This is a genomic window from Streptomyces sp. BK340 (genome assembly GCF_007827595.1).
In the GTDB taxonomy this organism is placed as follows: Bacteria; Actinomycetota; Actinomycetes; order Streptomycetales; family Streptomycetaceae; genus Streptomyces.
Map to the genome: position 1 here is coordinate 1 of NZ_VISR01000003.1, position 12,767 is coordinate 12,767.

15 protein-coding genes are annotated in these 12,767 nt (G+C 72.3%); 9 read left to right on the forward strand and 6 right to left on the reverse strand.

Annotated elements, in window-relative coordinates; all coding sequences use genetic code 11:
* Nucleotides 1–87: 87 nt before the first annotated feature.
* Nucleotides 88–528 carry a nuclear transport factor 2 family protein gene (locus FB157_RS06375; RefSeq protein ID WP_145876857.1) on the reverse strand — a complete coding sequence of 147 codons (441 nt, stop codon included), beginning with the start codon at nt 526–528 and terminating at the stop codon, nt 88–90.
* A 230-nt stretch (nt 529–758) separates the two neighbouring features.
* Here FB157_RS06375 and FB157_RS06380 point away from each other — a divergent pair, with 230 nt between their 5' ends.
* From FB157_RS06380 to FB157_RS06390, 3 genes are all read left to right on the forward strand, one after another.
* A complete protein-coding gene (locus tag FB157_RS06380) occupies nt 759–1,208 on the forward strand; it encodes a nitroreductase family deazaflavin-dependent oxidoreductase (RefSeq protein ID WP_145876860.1) in 450 nt (149 codons plus the stop codon).
* A gap of 340 nt (nt 1,209–1,548) precedes the next feature.
* The gene (locus FB157_RS06385) at nt 1,549–2,565 is read left to right on the forward strand and encodes a glutathione S-transferase family protein (RefSeq protein ID WP_145876863.1); all 1,017 of its coding nucleotides are present in this window, start codon (nt 1,549–1,551) and stop codon (nt 2,563–2,565) included.
* A gap of 28 nt (nt 2,566–2,593) precedes the next feature.
* On the forward strand, nt 2,594–2,896 hold the full coding sequence (locus FB157_RS06390; protein ID WP_145876865.1) for a DUF4235 domain-containing protein: 303 nt from the start codon (nt 2,594–2,596) through the stop codon (nt 2,894–2,896).
* A gap of 20 nt (nt 2,897–2,916) precedes the next feature.
* Here FB157_RS06390 and FB157_RS06395 read toward each other — a convergent pair whose 3' ends face one another.
* From FB157_RS06395 to FB157_RS06405, 3 genes are all read right to left on the reverse strand, one after another.
* Nucleotides 2,917–3,309, reverse strand: coding sequence for a VOC family protein (locus tag FB157_RS06395; RefSeq protein ID WP_145876867.1), 393 nt, complete (start codon nt 3,307–3,309; stop codon nt 2,917–2,919).
* A gap of 52 nt (nt 3,310–3,361) precedes the next feature.
* A complete protein-coding gene (locus tag FB157_RS06400; protein ID WP_145876869.1) occupies nt 3,362–3,826 on the reverse strand; it encodes a pyridoxamine 5'-phosphate oxidase family protein in 465 nt (154 codons plus the stop codon).
* Nucleotides 3,827–3,891: 65 nt separating this feature from the next.
* Nucleotides 3,892–4,611: a TetR/AcrR family transcriptional regulator gene (locus FB157_RS06405; protein ID WP_145876871.1), complete on the reverse strand. Its 720-nt coding sequence runs from the start codon at nt 4,609–4,611 to the stop codon at nt 3,892–3,894.
* A gap of 125 nt (nt 4,612–4,736) precedes the next feature.
* Here FB157_RS06405 and FB157_RS06410 point away from each other — a divergent pair, with 125 nt between their 5' ends.
* The 5 genes from FB157_RS06410 (at nt 4,737) to FB157_RS06430 (ending at nt 10,205) form a co-directional block, all read left to right on the forward strand.
* On the forward strand, nt 4,737–6,239 hold the full coding sequence (locus tag FB157_RS06410) for an APC family permease (RefSeq protein ID WP_145876873.1): 1,503 nt from the start codon (nt 4,737–4,739) through the stop codon (nt 6,237–6,239).
* Between the two features lie 18 nt (nt 6,240–6,257).
* Nucleotides 6,258–7,886: an amidohydrolase gene (locus FB157_RS06415; RefSeq protein WP_145876875.1), complete on the forward strand. Its 1,629-nt coding sequence runs from the start codon at nt 6,258–6,260 to the stop codon at nt 7,884–7,886.
* 94 nt (nt 7,887–7,980) lie between these two features.
* Entirely contained in the window at nt 7,981–9,219 is a 1,239-nt protein-coding gene (locus tag FB157_RS06420) for a helix-turn-helix domain-containing protein (protein ID WP_261386190.1), read from the forward strand.
* Nucleotides 9,220–9,282: 63 nt separating this feature from the next.
* Complete coding sequence (locus FB157_RS06425; RefSeq protein ID WP_145876877.1) at nt 9,283–9,645, forward strand: DUF1304 domain-containing protein; 363 nt, start codon at nt 9,283–9,285, stop codon at nt 9,643–9,645.
* Nucleotides 9,642–10,205 (forward strand): TetR/AcrR family transcriptional regulator, encoded by a 564-nt coding sequence (locus FB157_RS06430; RefSeq protein ID WP_145876878.1) that lies wholly within the window; start codon nt 9,642–9,644, stop codon nt 10,203–10,205. The genes FB157_RS06425 and FB157_RS06430 overlap by 4 nt, the downstream gene beginning before the upstream one ends.
* 4 nt (nt 10,206–10,209) lie before the next feature.
* On the opposite strand, the gene FB157_RS06435 is transcribed toward FB157_RS06430, so the two are convergent.
* The gene (locus FB157_RS06435) at nt 10,210–11,055 is read right to left on the reverse strand and encodes a hypothetical protein (RefSeq protein WP_145876880.1); all 846 of its coding nucleotides are present in this window, start codon (nt 11,053–11,055) and stop codon (nt 10,210–10,212) included.
* A gap of 271 nt (nt 11,056–11,326) precedes the next feature.
* Between FB157_RS06435 and FB157_RS06440 the strand changes: the two genes are divergently transcribed.
* Complete coding sequence (locus FB157_RS06440) at nt 11,327–11,707, forward strand: anti-sigma factor antagonist (RefSeq protein WP_145876882.1); 381 nt, start codon at nt 11,327–11,329, stop codon at nt 11,705–11,707.
* 17 nt (nt 11,708–11,724) lie between these two features.
* On the opposite strand, the gene FB157_RS06445 is transcribed toward FB157_RS06440, so the two are convergent.
* The gene (locus FB157_RS06445; RefSeq protein WP_145876884.1) at nt 11,725–12,678 is read right to left on the reverse strand and encodes a ribose-phosphate pyrophosphokinase; all 954 of its coding nucleotides are present in this window, start codon (nt 12,676–12,678) and stop codon (nt 11,725–11,727) included.
* Nucleotides 12,679–12,767: the final 89 nt, after the last annotated feature.

Here is a 12,767-nt window from a genome sequence, read left to right on the forward strand (position 1 = left end):
CGAGGACTTCCGCCCGGCACGCCGAGAGCACGCACCAGACGCCGCGAGGCCGCCCTTCGGGCGACGACGGGAATTTGACGACAGGACCTAGGGGCCGGCACCGAAGGCACGGGCGACGGCGAGGCTGTCCTCGTAGACATGGTGGCGCACGACCAGGCCGTCCCGGACGGTGAGGTGCGGGGCGAACCGGGCGGTGTAGGAGCGGCCGGTCGGTTCGGCCGTCTGCCGGATGGCGCCGAGGACGACCGCGTCGTCGCCGTCGACCAGGATGCGCTCGATCCGGGTGTCCGCCTTCTCCGGGATGTGGTGGGCGGCCAGCTCGCGGTAGTGGGCGACGGCGTCGGCACGGGTGGAGCGGTGCCGGATCCACGGGGTGTCGGCGCGGCCGTGCTCCTCCTCCGGCCAGCTCAGCTTCCAGTCGCTGTGCTCCGCGTACAGCTCGCCGATCCGCTCGGGGTCGCCCCGGCCGATCCGGCGGAGCAGTTCCTCCACGACGGAGCGGGTCGGGGTGGTGCAGGTGGGAAGCATGAGCGCCGAGCCCCTTTCTCGTCTTCTCGTCTTCTCTTCTCCGGGCCGGCCGCGGCGGGCGCGTGGTGATCACCCGGGATCACTGTGCCCCAGCCGTCCGGGGCGGCGCGATGACCCGCGGGGTAATCACCCGCCCGGGCGAATCGGCCTGCGGTACGGATGATCCGGGCGGCCGCGGGTGTTGTAGCCGGTCGCAGTGAGTCGTTGGACCGACCGAGGAGACGGTTGCCATGCCGCTTGAGGGCGAGTACGAACCCAGCCCGACGCAGTGGGTGCGCGAGCAGGTCGAGCTCTACGAGAGTTCGGGCGGGACGAAGGGCACGACGCTGATGGACACCGGGATGCCGGTGATCATCCTGACCACCCGGGGCGGCAGGAGCGGAAAGATCCGCAAGACGCCGCTGATGCGGGTGGAGCACGAGGGACGCTACGCCGCGGTCGCCTCCCTCGGCGGCGCGCCCAAGCACCCCGTCTGGTACTTCAACGTGAAGGCCGACCCCCATGTGGAGCTGCAGGACGGTGCGACCAGGCAGGACATGAGGGCCCGTGAGGTCACCGGCGCGGAGAAGGCCGAGTGGTGGGAGCGGGCCGTGGCCGCGTACCCGCCCTACGCCGACTACCAGAAGAAGACCTCGCGGGAGATCCCGGTGTTCGTCCTGGAGCGGTTCGGCGGGAGCTGATTCAGGCCGGGAAACGGCCCGTTCCAGAAAAATCTGTGTCCGGGAGGCATGAACCGGCTTCCGGCCGGGCAGTCGTGCGTCAGGGCCCCGCCGCGTTCCCCCGTCGCGGCGGGGCCCTTCTGTGCGTGTCGGCGAGAGGCCGTCGGACGCCGGCAGCGCCGATCGCGACGAGACGGCAACATCCCGCGTGACCTGGCCGATCACCATCTCAGCGCCGCGTCGCGCAGCCGCGCCCCTGTCCGGGCGGATCACACCGTGCCGGCGGACGAAAACGGGGAACGCGTCTGACGAGACGGGGAACGCGTCTGACGAGGAGGAGCCGACGCAGCGAGGAGGAGACATGCGTGGCGACGGCAACAGGTCGTACGGCCACAGGACGTTCACCCGGTCCAAGAGCCACTTCACGGACCGGATCACCTCCGACGGCAGGGACGGATGGCCGGTGGAAGCGGGACGGTACCGCCTGGTGGTCTCCCGTGCCTGTCCATGGGCCGGCCGGGCGGTGATATCGCGGCGGCTGCTGGGGCTGGAGGACGTGCTGTCGATGGCCGTCGCCGACCCGATCCAGGACGACCGCAGCTGGCGCTTCACCCTGGACCCCGGCGGCCGCGACCCGGTGCTCGGCATCCGGTTGCTCAGCGAGGCCTACGACAGGCGGGAGACGGACGCTCCGGGCGGGGTGAGCGTGCCCTCCGTCGTGGACGTGCCCAGCGGGCAACTGGTCACCAACGACTTCCAGCGCATCACCCTGGACCTGGCCACCGAGTGGACGGCCCTGCACCGCGCGGGCGCACCGGACCTGTACCCGGCCGGCCTGCGCGAGGAGATCGACGAGGTGATGGCGGAGGTGTACGAGGACGTGAACAACGGCGTCTACCGCGCCGGATTCGCCACCCACCAGGCGCAGTACGAGGAGGCGTGCGCGGCGCTCTTCCGGCGGCTGGAACTGCTTGCCGCGCGGCTGGCCGGGCAGCGCTACCTGGTCGGCGACACCATCACGGAGGCGGACATCCGGCTGTTCACCACACTGGTCCGATTCGACGCCGTCTACCACGGCCACTTCAAGTGCAACCGCTGGAAGCTGGCGGAGAACCCGGTGCTGTGGGCATACGCCCGGGACCTCTTCCAGACACCGGGCTTCGGCGACACCGTCGACTTCGACCACATCAAGCGGCACTACTACCAGGTGCACACCGGCATCAATCCCACCGGCATCGTGCCGCTCGGCCCGGATCTGGCCGGCTGGCTGACCCCGCACCACCGGGAGCGGCTCGGCGGCCGGCCGTTCGGGGACGGGACGCCGCCGGGCCCGGTGCCCCCGGGTGAACGGGTGGCGCCACGAGGACGCCCCGCATGAGGGCCGCGAGGAAGGAGTCACCAGCACCATGACGAAGAACAAGAAGAAGAAACTCCCGCTCGTCTACCAGCCGCTCGGCTTCGTGCTCAGCTGGGCGGGCGGGGCGCTTGCGGGGATCGCCTTCCGCAAGGCGTGGATGGCGATCCGCCATGAGGAGGACGCCCCCGACGCACTGGACCAGGACCGCGGCTGGGGCGAGATCCTGCTCGCGGCGGCGGTCCAGGGCGCCATCTTCGCGGTGGTGCGCAGCGCCGTCGACCGCGGCGGCGCCAAGGCCATCGAGCGGTCGACGGGTGCGTGGCCGGTCACCGACAAGGGCGGCCGGGACTGAGCCGGGGCCGCACGGCGCGCTCAGCCCTGCTTGGGTGCCGTGGGCCGGACCAGACGCAGGGTGAAGGAGTGGCCGGCGGGGTCGGCGTAGCCGCGTGTCTCGTGCGGCCCCGCCGGGTCCCCCGTGTCGACCGGCCGGCCACCGAGTCCGACGATACGGCGCTCGACCTCGTCCAGATCCTCCACCAGGAAGTCCAGGTGGGCCTGGAGGGAGTTCTCCGGGCGCGGCCAGCTGGGCGGCGTCGCGTTGACGTCACGCCGGAAGGCGAGCCGGACTCCGTCGGCACCGCGGATCTCCACCAGGTTGGCGGAGGCGTCCGTCTGGACACCCTCCAGCAACTCCAGGTAGAAGGCGGCGAGCCGCTCGGGCTCCGCGCAGTCGAGCACCACGACGCACGCCTTGACCATTGTCATGTTTCCTCCCAGGGGCTGTCCTCTCCCCTGCGGATGTCCCCGGACGCCGGTTTCAGTCGGCGACCAGCCACACTCCCTCGCGCATCAGCTCCCGCCCCTGCAGCTCGTTCTCCTCGCGCCAGGCCTGGACACGCTGCGGGAGGACGTTGAAGTACAGGTAGCGGGTGGTGAGTCGGCGCGGGTCGAAGCCGGTCTTGCCGGCGAAGATCTCGGCGTCCTCCTCGGGCAGGTCCTCGGGGGTCACGGCCCGGACGACGCCCTCGATGATGACGACGTCCCGGGTCGGTCCGATGCCGATCCTGGCCTTGCCGGTGGCCACGAGGTTTCGGCCGGTGGGGCTCGCGGCCGGGGTGGCGATCAGCAGTGTGGCGCCGTCCCAGACGAACGACAGCGGGACCAGATAGGGCGCGCCGCCGTCCTCGCCCGCCGTGGCGACCCAGGCGTCCTCGTCGTGCTCCAGCCGGTGGAGAGTGTCCTTCTTGCGCTGTTCCGCGGTGCGGGCGGGCGGCGGGGTCATGTCGTACGGCCTCCTCGGGACGGGCTTGTGCTCGTATGACGTGTGAACGGCGTCCAGTGTGACCGTCAGCCTTCCGTCTGCGCACGGAAGTGATCAAGGCGTGTCTGTGCCGCCGTCAGCAGCAGCTCCAGTGCGGCCGGGTAGGAACTGGTCCGCATGGAGGCGACGAGGTGGCGGGCGGTGGCCGCGATGTTCGGGTGGGTGTCGGCCGGCAGCCGGGCGTAGGTGTCCTGCCACACCTCGGCCTCCGCCTGCTGGGCGGCCCGGGGCAGGGCGGTGACGGCGGAGTCCAGGGCGCCGAAGGCGAGGGCCTGGTCGACGAAGGCGTGGTAGATCCGTACCGCCTCCGGATCCGGGAACCCGGCCCGGCGCAGCACGCCGATCATGCTCTCGACCGCCTGGATCTCGTGCACCCGGCCGGTCACCCGGTGGGCGCTGAGCATCGCCGCCCGGGGGTGGGCGAGGGCGCCCGCGTGCATGCGCAGGCCGAGGTCGCGCAGGTCTGCGCGCCAGTCGCCGGTGGGCCGCCAGACCCGCAGGGTACGGCCGATCAGCTCGTCGGCGATGGCGAGCATCAGGTCGTCGGTGTGCCGGAAGTACCGGTACAGGGAGCTGGGGTCGGCGCCCAGGGCGCGCCCGAGGCGCCGGACGGAGAGGGCGTCGGCGCCGTGCTCCTCGATCAGCCGGAGCGCGGTCTCGACGATCAGATCGGCGGAGAGCACGACGCCCTGTTTGGTGGGGCGCCTGCGCTGCCGGCCGGCGGCCGGGACGACACGGTCGGTCATGGGAGCCCTCCCTGGTGTGTGCCCGGCACCTTATGACAACACCGTTGACCTGTGAAGTCCACGGGCGGTTTCATCTGCGGTCACCGGGGCCGACCAGGCCCCCCGGTGCGAGCGGAGAACCGGCGATGAGCGAGACCCCCTTCGGTGTGGATCCACCCGCGCAGCCCGAGCTGCGCAAGTCCCTGAGCGTGCTGGACGGCGTCGCCGTCGCCGCCTCCAGTACGGCCGCGACCACCAGCATCGGCATCGGCCTCGGCGTGACGGCCGGTGTGGTCGGCCTGCATCTGCCGGCCATCATGCTGCTGGCCTTCGTGCCGATCCTCGGCATCGCCGGTGCCTACTCCCGGCTGAACCGGGTGGAGCCCAACGCGGGCAACGGCTACGTGTGGGTGGGCCGCAGCCTCAGCCCCTGGCTCGGCTTCATGGTGGGCTGGGTGAACTTCGTGGCGAGCGTGGCGTTCCTCGCGTACACCACGGCGGTCACCGGTTCCGCGATGCTGCAGCTGGCCGGGGACGCGGGCCTGCACCGGATCGGCTCGCTCGCCCTGGACCCGGACTCGACCGCGCAGACCACGGCGGTGGGCATCCTGGTCCTCGTCGTGGTGACCGTCACCGCCGTGACCGGCGTCCGCACCGCGGCCCGGCTGCAGACCTGGCTGCTGGTCTTCGAGTACACCGTGCTGCTGGGCTTCTGCGGATACGGCATCGTGGCCGGCCCGCACCCCTTCCGGCTGTCCTGGTTCAACCCGTTCGAGATCCCCTCGGCGACCGGACTGGCGCAGGGTCTGCTGCTGTCGGTGTTCTGCTACTGGGGCTTCGACGCCGCGTTCACCGTCAACGAGGAGGTACGCGACCCCCGGGACGCCTCCAGGGCCGGGACCATCACCCTGGTGACCATGCTCGGGCTCTTCCTGCTCGGCTCGATCGCCTTCCAACGGGTGCTGTCCGAAGGCGAGTTGGCCGGACACGGAGCACAGGGCCTGGCGTACTTCGGTGACCGGCTGGCCGCTCAGCCGCTGGCCGCACTGCCCCTGGTGGCGCTCATGTTCTCGGCGGTGGCCTCGCTGCAGGCCGGGGTCATCCCCACGGCCCGCGGCATGTTCGCGATGAGCCGGGACCGTACCCTCGGACCGGTGTGGTCCAAGGTCAGCCCCCGGTACGGGACGCCGGCGGTCGGCACGCTGCTGATCGGGGCCCTGGCCACGGCGGTCGCGGTGCTCGCGCTGGTGATCCCGCGCCTGTCCGACATGATCAACGCGACGGTGAACGCCGTCGGCATCGTCGTCGCCCTGTCCTACGCGCTCACCGCGCTCGCCGCCGCCGCGCGCTTCCGGTCCCTGCTGCGCGAGGACTGGCGCCAGGGGGTACGGGCGGTGGTGCTGCCCACGCTGAGCGCCCTCGCCCTGCTGGGTCTCGGCGGCTACCTCGGCTGGTCCTTCTACACCTCCGCCGACCACTTCGAGGTCAGTGCGGACAACGGCTGGTTCCTGCTGCTCATGCCGCTGCTGATGATCGCGTCCGGGTTCGTCGTCGCCGCGTGGGCGAAGTGGGTGCGCCGATCACCGTACTTCCGTACCGGCGTCGGTACCGACGCCGACTCCCAGCGGCTTCTGACCACCGCCAACTGACCTACCAGGAAAGGCATCATGCACGCTGATCTGCTCTTCACCGGCGGCCCCGTCCTCACTCCGGACGGCCGCACCGCAACCGCCGTGGCGGTCACCGGGGGCCGCATCACCGCCGTCGGGCACGACGAGGTGCGCGAGCTGGCCGGGCCGCGCACGGAGGTGGTCGACCTGGCCGGGCGGCTGCTGCTGCCGGGCTTCCAGGACGCGCACGTCCACCCCGTGCCGGCCGGCCTCGAACTGTCCCAGTGCGACCTGAGCGGCAGGACGACCGCCGAGGACACCGTGGCCGCCGTGCGCGCGTACGCCGCGGCCCACCCCGAGCGGGAGTGGATCCTCGGGGGCGGCTGGTCGATGGAGGCGTTCGAGGGCGGTACGCCGACGAAGGAGCTGCTGGACGCCGCCGTCCCGGACCGGCCGGTGTACCTGCCCAACCGGGACCACCACGGCGCCTGGGTGAACAGCCGCGCGCTGGAGCTGGCCGGCATCGACAGGAACACCCCCGACCCGGCCGACGGACGGATCGAGCGGGACGCCTCGGGCGAGCCGAGCGGCACGCTGCAGGAGGGTGCGATGCAGCTGGTCGGCCGGCTGACCCCGCCCGCCACCGCGGCGGACCGGCTGGCCGCACTGCTGCACGCCCAGCGGCATCTGCACGCGCTCGGCATCACCGCCTGGCAGGACGCGCTGGTCGGGGACTTCCTCGGCATGGACGATCCGGCCGGGGCCTATCTGACGGCGGCCCGGGACGGCTCGCTGACGGCCCGGGTTACCGGCGCCCTGTGGTGGGACCGGGAGCGCGGGGGCGAGCAGATCCCCGAACTCGTCGAGAAGCGGGCCGCGTCGAGCCACGGCCGGTTCCGCGCGGGCACCGTGAAGCTGATGCTGGACGGGGTCGCCGAGAACCACACGGCCGCGCTGCTCGACCCCTACCTGGACCGGTGCGGCTGCGCGACCGCCAACCGCGGCAAGAGCTTCATCGATCCGGCCCGACTGCCGAGGTACGTGACCGAGCTGGACGCGCTCGGCTTCCAGTGCCACTTCCACGCGCTGGGCGACCGGGCCGTACGGGACGCGCTGGACGCCGTCGAGGCGGCGCGCGCCGCCAACGGGCCGAGCGACACCCGGCCGCACCTGGCGCACTTGCAGGTGGTGCACCCGGACGACGTGCCGCGCTTCGCCCGGCTCGGCGCCACCGCCAACATCCAGCCGTTGTGGGCCGCGCACGAACCGCAGATGGACGAGCTCACCATCCCGTTCCTCGGGCCCGAACGGGCCGCGTGGCAGTACCCGTTCGGGGCCCTGCTGCGCTCCGGGGCGCGGCTGGCGGCGGGCAGTGACTGGCCGGTGAGCAGTCCCGATCCGCTCCAGGGCATCCATGTCGCGGTCAACCGCGTGGAACCGGACGGCACCGGGCCGGTGTTCCTGCCGGACGAGCGGATCAGCCTTGCGGACGCGCTCACGGCGTACACGGCCGGGTCGGCGTACGTGAACCATCTGGACGACACCGGCCGGGTGGCCGTCGGGGCACTCGCCGACCTGGTGGTGCTGGACCGGGATCCGCTCGCCGGGCCGCCGGAGGCGATCGCGGAGACGAGCGTGGCGCTCACCTACGTGGAAGGCGAACGGGTGTACACGTCCGGTGCGTGAGGTGCTCCGTTTGTCACCGGCGCTCAAGCACCGCACGGACAACTGTCCCTGAGTGATGAGCCCGCGGGAGTTACCCGCGGGTATCGTCACCAGAGTGCCGAAGAGAGCCGCGGCGGCGGGCATGGACACGGGCGGCCCCTTCAAGGCGTTGCCCCCGGGCCTGCCGGACCGCCTCAGACCGTATGTCCCCGAGATCACCGAGGAGGTGGTCCGCGCGATCGGGACCGGGATCCCCGAGTACGCGCGCCCGATGGACGACACGTACATGCAGGCCGTGAACCGGGGTGTGGACCACGCGCTACGCGGACTGCTGGAGCGGATGGCCCAGCCGGACACCGACTGGGAGCCGGTGCGGGAGACGTACGAGCGCATCGGCCGCGGGGAGGCCGAGGAGGGCCGCAGCCTCGACTCGTTCCAGTCGGCGCTGCGGCTCGGCGCCCGGGTGACCTGGCGCCGGGTCAACGCCCTGGTGGACGGCGGGCTGCTGCCCCGCAATGTGCTGGGTGCCTTCGGCGAGGCACTGTTCCTGCACCTGGACGAGATGGCGGCCGCGGCGACCGCGGCCTACACCGAGGCCCGGCTGCACGCGGCCGGTGAACTCCAGCAGCGGCGGGCCCGGTTGGCCGATCTGCTGACCGCGGATCCCCCGGCCTCGGCCGGGGCGATCAACGATCTCGCGCACGCCGCGCGCTGGACGATGCCGCGGGCGGTGGCGGTGGTGGCCGTGGACCCCGGCCCCGGGGCGGGGCCGATCGTGCCGCCGGAGTTCCTCACCCGGTTCGACGTCCAGCCCGCGCTGCTGGTGGTGCCCGACCCGGAGGGGCCGGGCCGGGCGCGGGCGGTGGCCGGGGCGCTGCAGGGGCTGCGCGCGGCGATGGGGCCCACGGTGGCGCTGCACGAGGGTGCGCGCTCGCTGCGCTGGGCCACCGAGGCGCTGGACCTCGTACGGCGCGGTGTGCTCTCCGGCACGGATCCGGCCGGCGGTGTGGTGCGCTGCCAGGACCACCTGTCCACGCTGCTGCTCCTGCGCGACGACGCGCTGCTGGACGCGATGGCCGAGCGGTGGCTGCGTCCGCTGGAGCAGGTGCGCCCGCCGCAGCGGGAGCGGCTCGCGGAGACCCTGCTGGGCTGGCTGCAGTCCGGCCGCGGGGTCGCGGAGGTGGCCGTGCGTCTGGCGGTGCACCCGCAGACGGTCCGCTACCGGATGCGGCAGCTCGACGAGTTGTTCGGTGAGCTGCTGCACGACCCCGCGGCCCGCTTCGAGATCCAGCTGGCGTTACGGGCCCGGGAGCTGCGCAGGGGTGCCGCGGCCGGGGTGTGGACCCCCGAGTGACTTCTTGGACAGGTGTCCGGCTATCCTGGACACCTGTCCAAGTAGATGAGGGGGCCGCCGGTCATGGAGATCGTGGCGAACGTGCTGGTCGGCCTGGTGGCCGCGCTGCACGCGTACATCCTGGTGCTGGAAATGTTCCTGTGGCAGAAGAAACCGGGGCGCGGGCTGCACGGGTTCGATCCGGACATGGCCCGGGCGACCGCGCCGCTGGCCGCCAACCAGGGCCTCTACAACGGCTTTCTGGCCGCGGGCCTGGTGTGGGGGCTGATCGCCGACGATCCGACCGGGTTCCGGGTGCAGGTCTTCTTTCTGTCGTGTGTCGTGGTGGCGGGCGTGTTCGGCGCCGTCACGGCCAACCGCCGCATCCTGTTCGCCCAGGCGCTGCCCGGCGCGCTGGCCCTGGCTGCCGTGCTCGTCGCGCGATGACCCCGGCGCCCCAGGAGGACCCGCGGGCCGCGCGCACCCGCGCCCGGCTGCGCGCGGCCCTGCTCGCGGAGTGCGCCGAGCGCCCGCTGGAGGAGGTGGGGGTGGCCGCGCTGGTGCGCCGGGCCGGGGTGGGCCGGGCCACGTTCTACGTCCACTACGACGGGCTGGAGGCGCTGGCGGTCGACACGTGCGCGGACGTAGTACGGCAGGCGGTGGACGCGCTGCACGCCTGGCGGGGGCGGCCCGACCCGGTCAACTCACCGCCCGCCCTACGGGAGTTCTTCGCGGGCCTCGCCCCGCACGCGGCCCTGTACCGGTCGTTGCTCGCGCCGGGCGGCGGCGGGCCGCTCGGCCGGGTGCTGCACCGGGATCTGCGGGCCCGCAGCCTCGCCGAGCGCGAGCTGGCGGGTGCGGCGGACGCCCCGCTGGTCGCCTCCGCGGTCGCGGCGACCTTCGCGGGGGTCCTCGCGGACTGGCTGCACGGGCTGTTGACGGCCGGGCCGGAGGAAGTCGCGGACCAGGTCTGGCAGTTGCTGGTCGCGCTCCACCGGAGCCGGTGACGGGTCACTTGCAGGCGGTACCGTTCCTCGTCCGCGGCCAGGCCTCCACTCCGCCGGAGGTACGGACGTAGGCCGTGTCCTTGTCGTCGGTGAGCCACAGGCGCCGGTCGCGGTGGTGGTACCCGGTGTCACGAGCGCCCGCAGGCATGCTCACTTGCTCGCGGTACGACGCCGTGAGCAGGCCGGCACGGCGAAGGACCCCCTCGGGGTCGCGGGCGTACTGGCGGCCGTCCAGGTCGAGGAAGTGCGCCGACTGCCAGTCGCAGTGTTCCGGGCCGCCCGAACCGCTGAGCCGGCTCACCGGCACCCGCCGGCCGCTGCGGTCCGTCCAGACCTCCCAGCCCTGGGCGGCCGCGAACTTCGCCGGGAGTTCGGCCGGATCGCAGGAGGCGTTCGTCTCCGGGCCCCAACCGGGCCGGTTCTTCTGGTCCTCGGCCACCACGACGGCCACTTTGGTGCGCCCCTTGACGTCGAAGGAGTACAGCACGCGGTCCGCCTCCTTGCGCTCCACCCGGTAGCCGTGGTCGGGCTGGACCGGCTGGAACATGTCGAAGTAGAGCTTCAGACCCTCCTCGGGTGTGCGTCCGCCGTCCGACGCGGACCACCCGTCGGGGCCGCCACCGTCGAAGATCTCCCCGTCGCACTCCAGCGCCCGGCCCGCGGCTCCGGAGGCCAGGCGGAGGGACCGGGGGCTGCCGTCGTCCACTGCCCTGGTGCCAACGTGGAGCGGACCGCTGTAGGGGGTCGCCGGTGGGGTGCCGTCGACCACCACCCGCACTCCGGTGCCGTCGTCGCACCCCACCGCCGTCACGGCTGCGAGTACCGCCACGGCCACAAGTCCCCTGCGCATGCCCGCCCCTGTCGACTGGACTGTCGTTACGCTCCTCCGACGCGGGGACGGGCCGGAACGTTCGGAGCCCGGCGAGCCTGCCGGACCATCCGGCGACGGCATGGCACGCGCTGTCCCCGCCGCCCTGGAACCCTGCCGTCCACATCACGGAAGGACACGCGGCGACAAACTCGAAGACATATGTCAATCGAACATGCTCAAATTCCTTCTATCGAGGGTAACTTGACGGTCGAGAGACGGTTTCCAGGCGCGCGTGGGAGGTGATGCCGTCGTGCAGGAGGGGCCCACGCCGTTCACTCGGCATCTGCGCATACGCGAGGACCGCGGGCACACGGTGCTGGAGTTCCGCGGCGAGATCGACATCGCGGCGGCGACGGAGATCGCTCCCGCCCTGGACCGGATCACCGACCGGCCCGGGGTCCGGATCGTGATCGACCTGCGGTCCGTGGAGTTCTTCGACTGCTCGGGTTTGCGCCTGCTCTACCGGGCCCGCAGCCGGGTGCTGGAGCGGGGCGGGCGGCTGCAGCTGGTGTGCACCCACCCGCTGATCCTGCGCGTCTTCCGGGTCACCGGGCTGTCCCGGCTGCTGCCGCCGCAGGCGACACTGGAGGCGGCTCTGGAACGACCCGAGGCCGCCTCCGGCTCGCTGTGACGACGGCCGCTTCCCGGCTAGGCGCCTCGCGGCTCCTCGAAGAGGGCGCTCACGGACTCACCGTTGTGAATGCGGCGTACGGCCTCGGCGAGGGCGGGGCCGATGGACAGCACGCGCAGCTTGCCGGTGTGCTCGTCCAGAGGTACGGGGACGGTGTTGGTGCACACGATCTCCAGCACGTCGGGCTGCTCGCTCAGCCGCTTGAGCGCACCGGCCGCGAACAGACCGTGCGTACAGGCCACCCGGATCGAGCGCGGACCCAACTCGCGTAGCCTCTCGAGGAGTTCGATGACGGTGCTGCCCTTGGCGATCTCGTCGTCCAGGACGATGACGTCCCGGTCGGCCACGTCCCCGATCACGGCGCTGATGCTCACCCGGTCGTCGGCGAACCGCTGCTTGGCCCCGGCCGCCACCTGCGCGCCGATCAGCCGGGCGAAGGCGGCGGCCTCCTTGGCGTTGCCGAGGTCCGGGGAGACGACCGTGGTGCGCGAGAGGTCGTACTGCCGAAAGTGCGCGGCCAGTTCGCGCAGTGCGTGCAGATGGTCCACCGGCACCGAGAAGAAGCCGTGCACCTGCGGTGCGTGCAGGGTCATGGCGAGGACCCGGCCGGCGCCCGCCGCCACCAGCAGGTCGGCGACCAGCCGTCCGCCGAGCGAGATGCGGGGCGCGTCCTTCTTGTCGGAGCGGGCGTAGGAGTAGTGGGGCATGACGACGGTGATCCGGCCGGCCGAGGCACCCCGGGCCGCGTCGCACATCAGCAGCAGCTCCACCAGGTGCTCCTGGACGGGTCTGACCAGCGGCTGGATCAGGAAGACGTCCCGTTCCCGGCAGTTGGCCTGAAGCTGCACCTCCAGACAGTCGTTGGCGAAGCGGCTGACCCGGGTCGGGCTGAGCGGCACGCCCAGGTGGGCGCAGACCTCCTGAGCCAGTTCGGGATGGGCACTGCCACTGAAGACGGCGATGTCTCGCACGATCCGCTCCTCGCATGATCAGCACGGGCTGCGTCGATCATGCTACTGGCGACGCGAGTCGGCCCGGCACGCACGTCATTCGGTGCCAT

Bases quoted from the DNA above. Each gene is read 5' to 3' on its own strand.
- FB157_RS06390 (WP_145876865.1), top strand. From the start codon at position 2,594: ATGACGAAGAACAAGAAGAAGAAACTCCCGCTCGTCTACCAGCCGCTC.
- FB157_RS06380 (WP_145876860.1), top strand. From the start codon at position 759: ATGCCGCTTGAGGGCGAGTACGAACCCAGCCCGACGCAGTGGGTGCGC.
- FB157_RS06435 (WP_145876880.1), bottom strand. From the start codon at position 11,055: ATGCGCAGGGGACTTGTGGCCGTGGCGGTACTCGCAGCCGTGACGGCG.
- FB157_RS06430 (WP_145876878.1), top strand. From the start codon at position 9,642: ATGACCCCGGCGCCCCAGGAGGACCCGCGGGCCGCGCGCACCCGCGCC.
- FB157_RS06400 (WP_145876869.1), bottom strand. From the start codon at position 3,826: ATGACCCCGCCGCCCGCCCGCACCGCGGAACAGCGCAAGAAGGACACT.
- FB157_RS06410 (WP_145876873.1), top strand. From the start codon at position 4,737: ATGAGCGAGACCCCCTTCGGTGTGGATCCACCCGCGCAGCCCGAGCTG.
- FB157_RS06375 (WP_145876857.1), bottom strand. From the start codon at position 528: ATGCTTCCCACCTGCACCACCCCGACCCGCTCCGTCGTGGAGGAACTG.
- FB157_RS06395 (WP_145876867.1), bottom strand. From the start codon at position 3,309: ATGACAATGGTCAAGGCGTGCGTCGTGGTGCTCGACTGCGCGGAGCCC.
- FB157_RS06385 (WP_145876863.1), top strand. From the start codon at position 1,549: ATGCGTGGCGACGGCAACAGGTCGTACGGCCACAGGACGTTCACCCGG.
- FB157_RS06425 (WP_145876877.1), top strand. From the start codon at position 9,283: ATGGAGATCGTGGCGAACGTGCTGGTCGGCCTGGTGGCCGCGCTGCAC.
- FB157_RS06415 (WP_145876875.1), top strand. From the start codon at position 6,258: ATGCACGCTGATCTGCTCTTCACCGGCGGCCCCGTCCTCACTCCGGAC.
- FB157_RS06405 (WP_145876871.1), bottom strand. From the start codon at position 4,611: ATGACCGACCGTGTCGTCCCGGCCGCCGGCCGGCAGCGCAGGCGCCCC.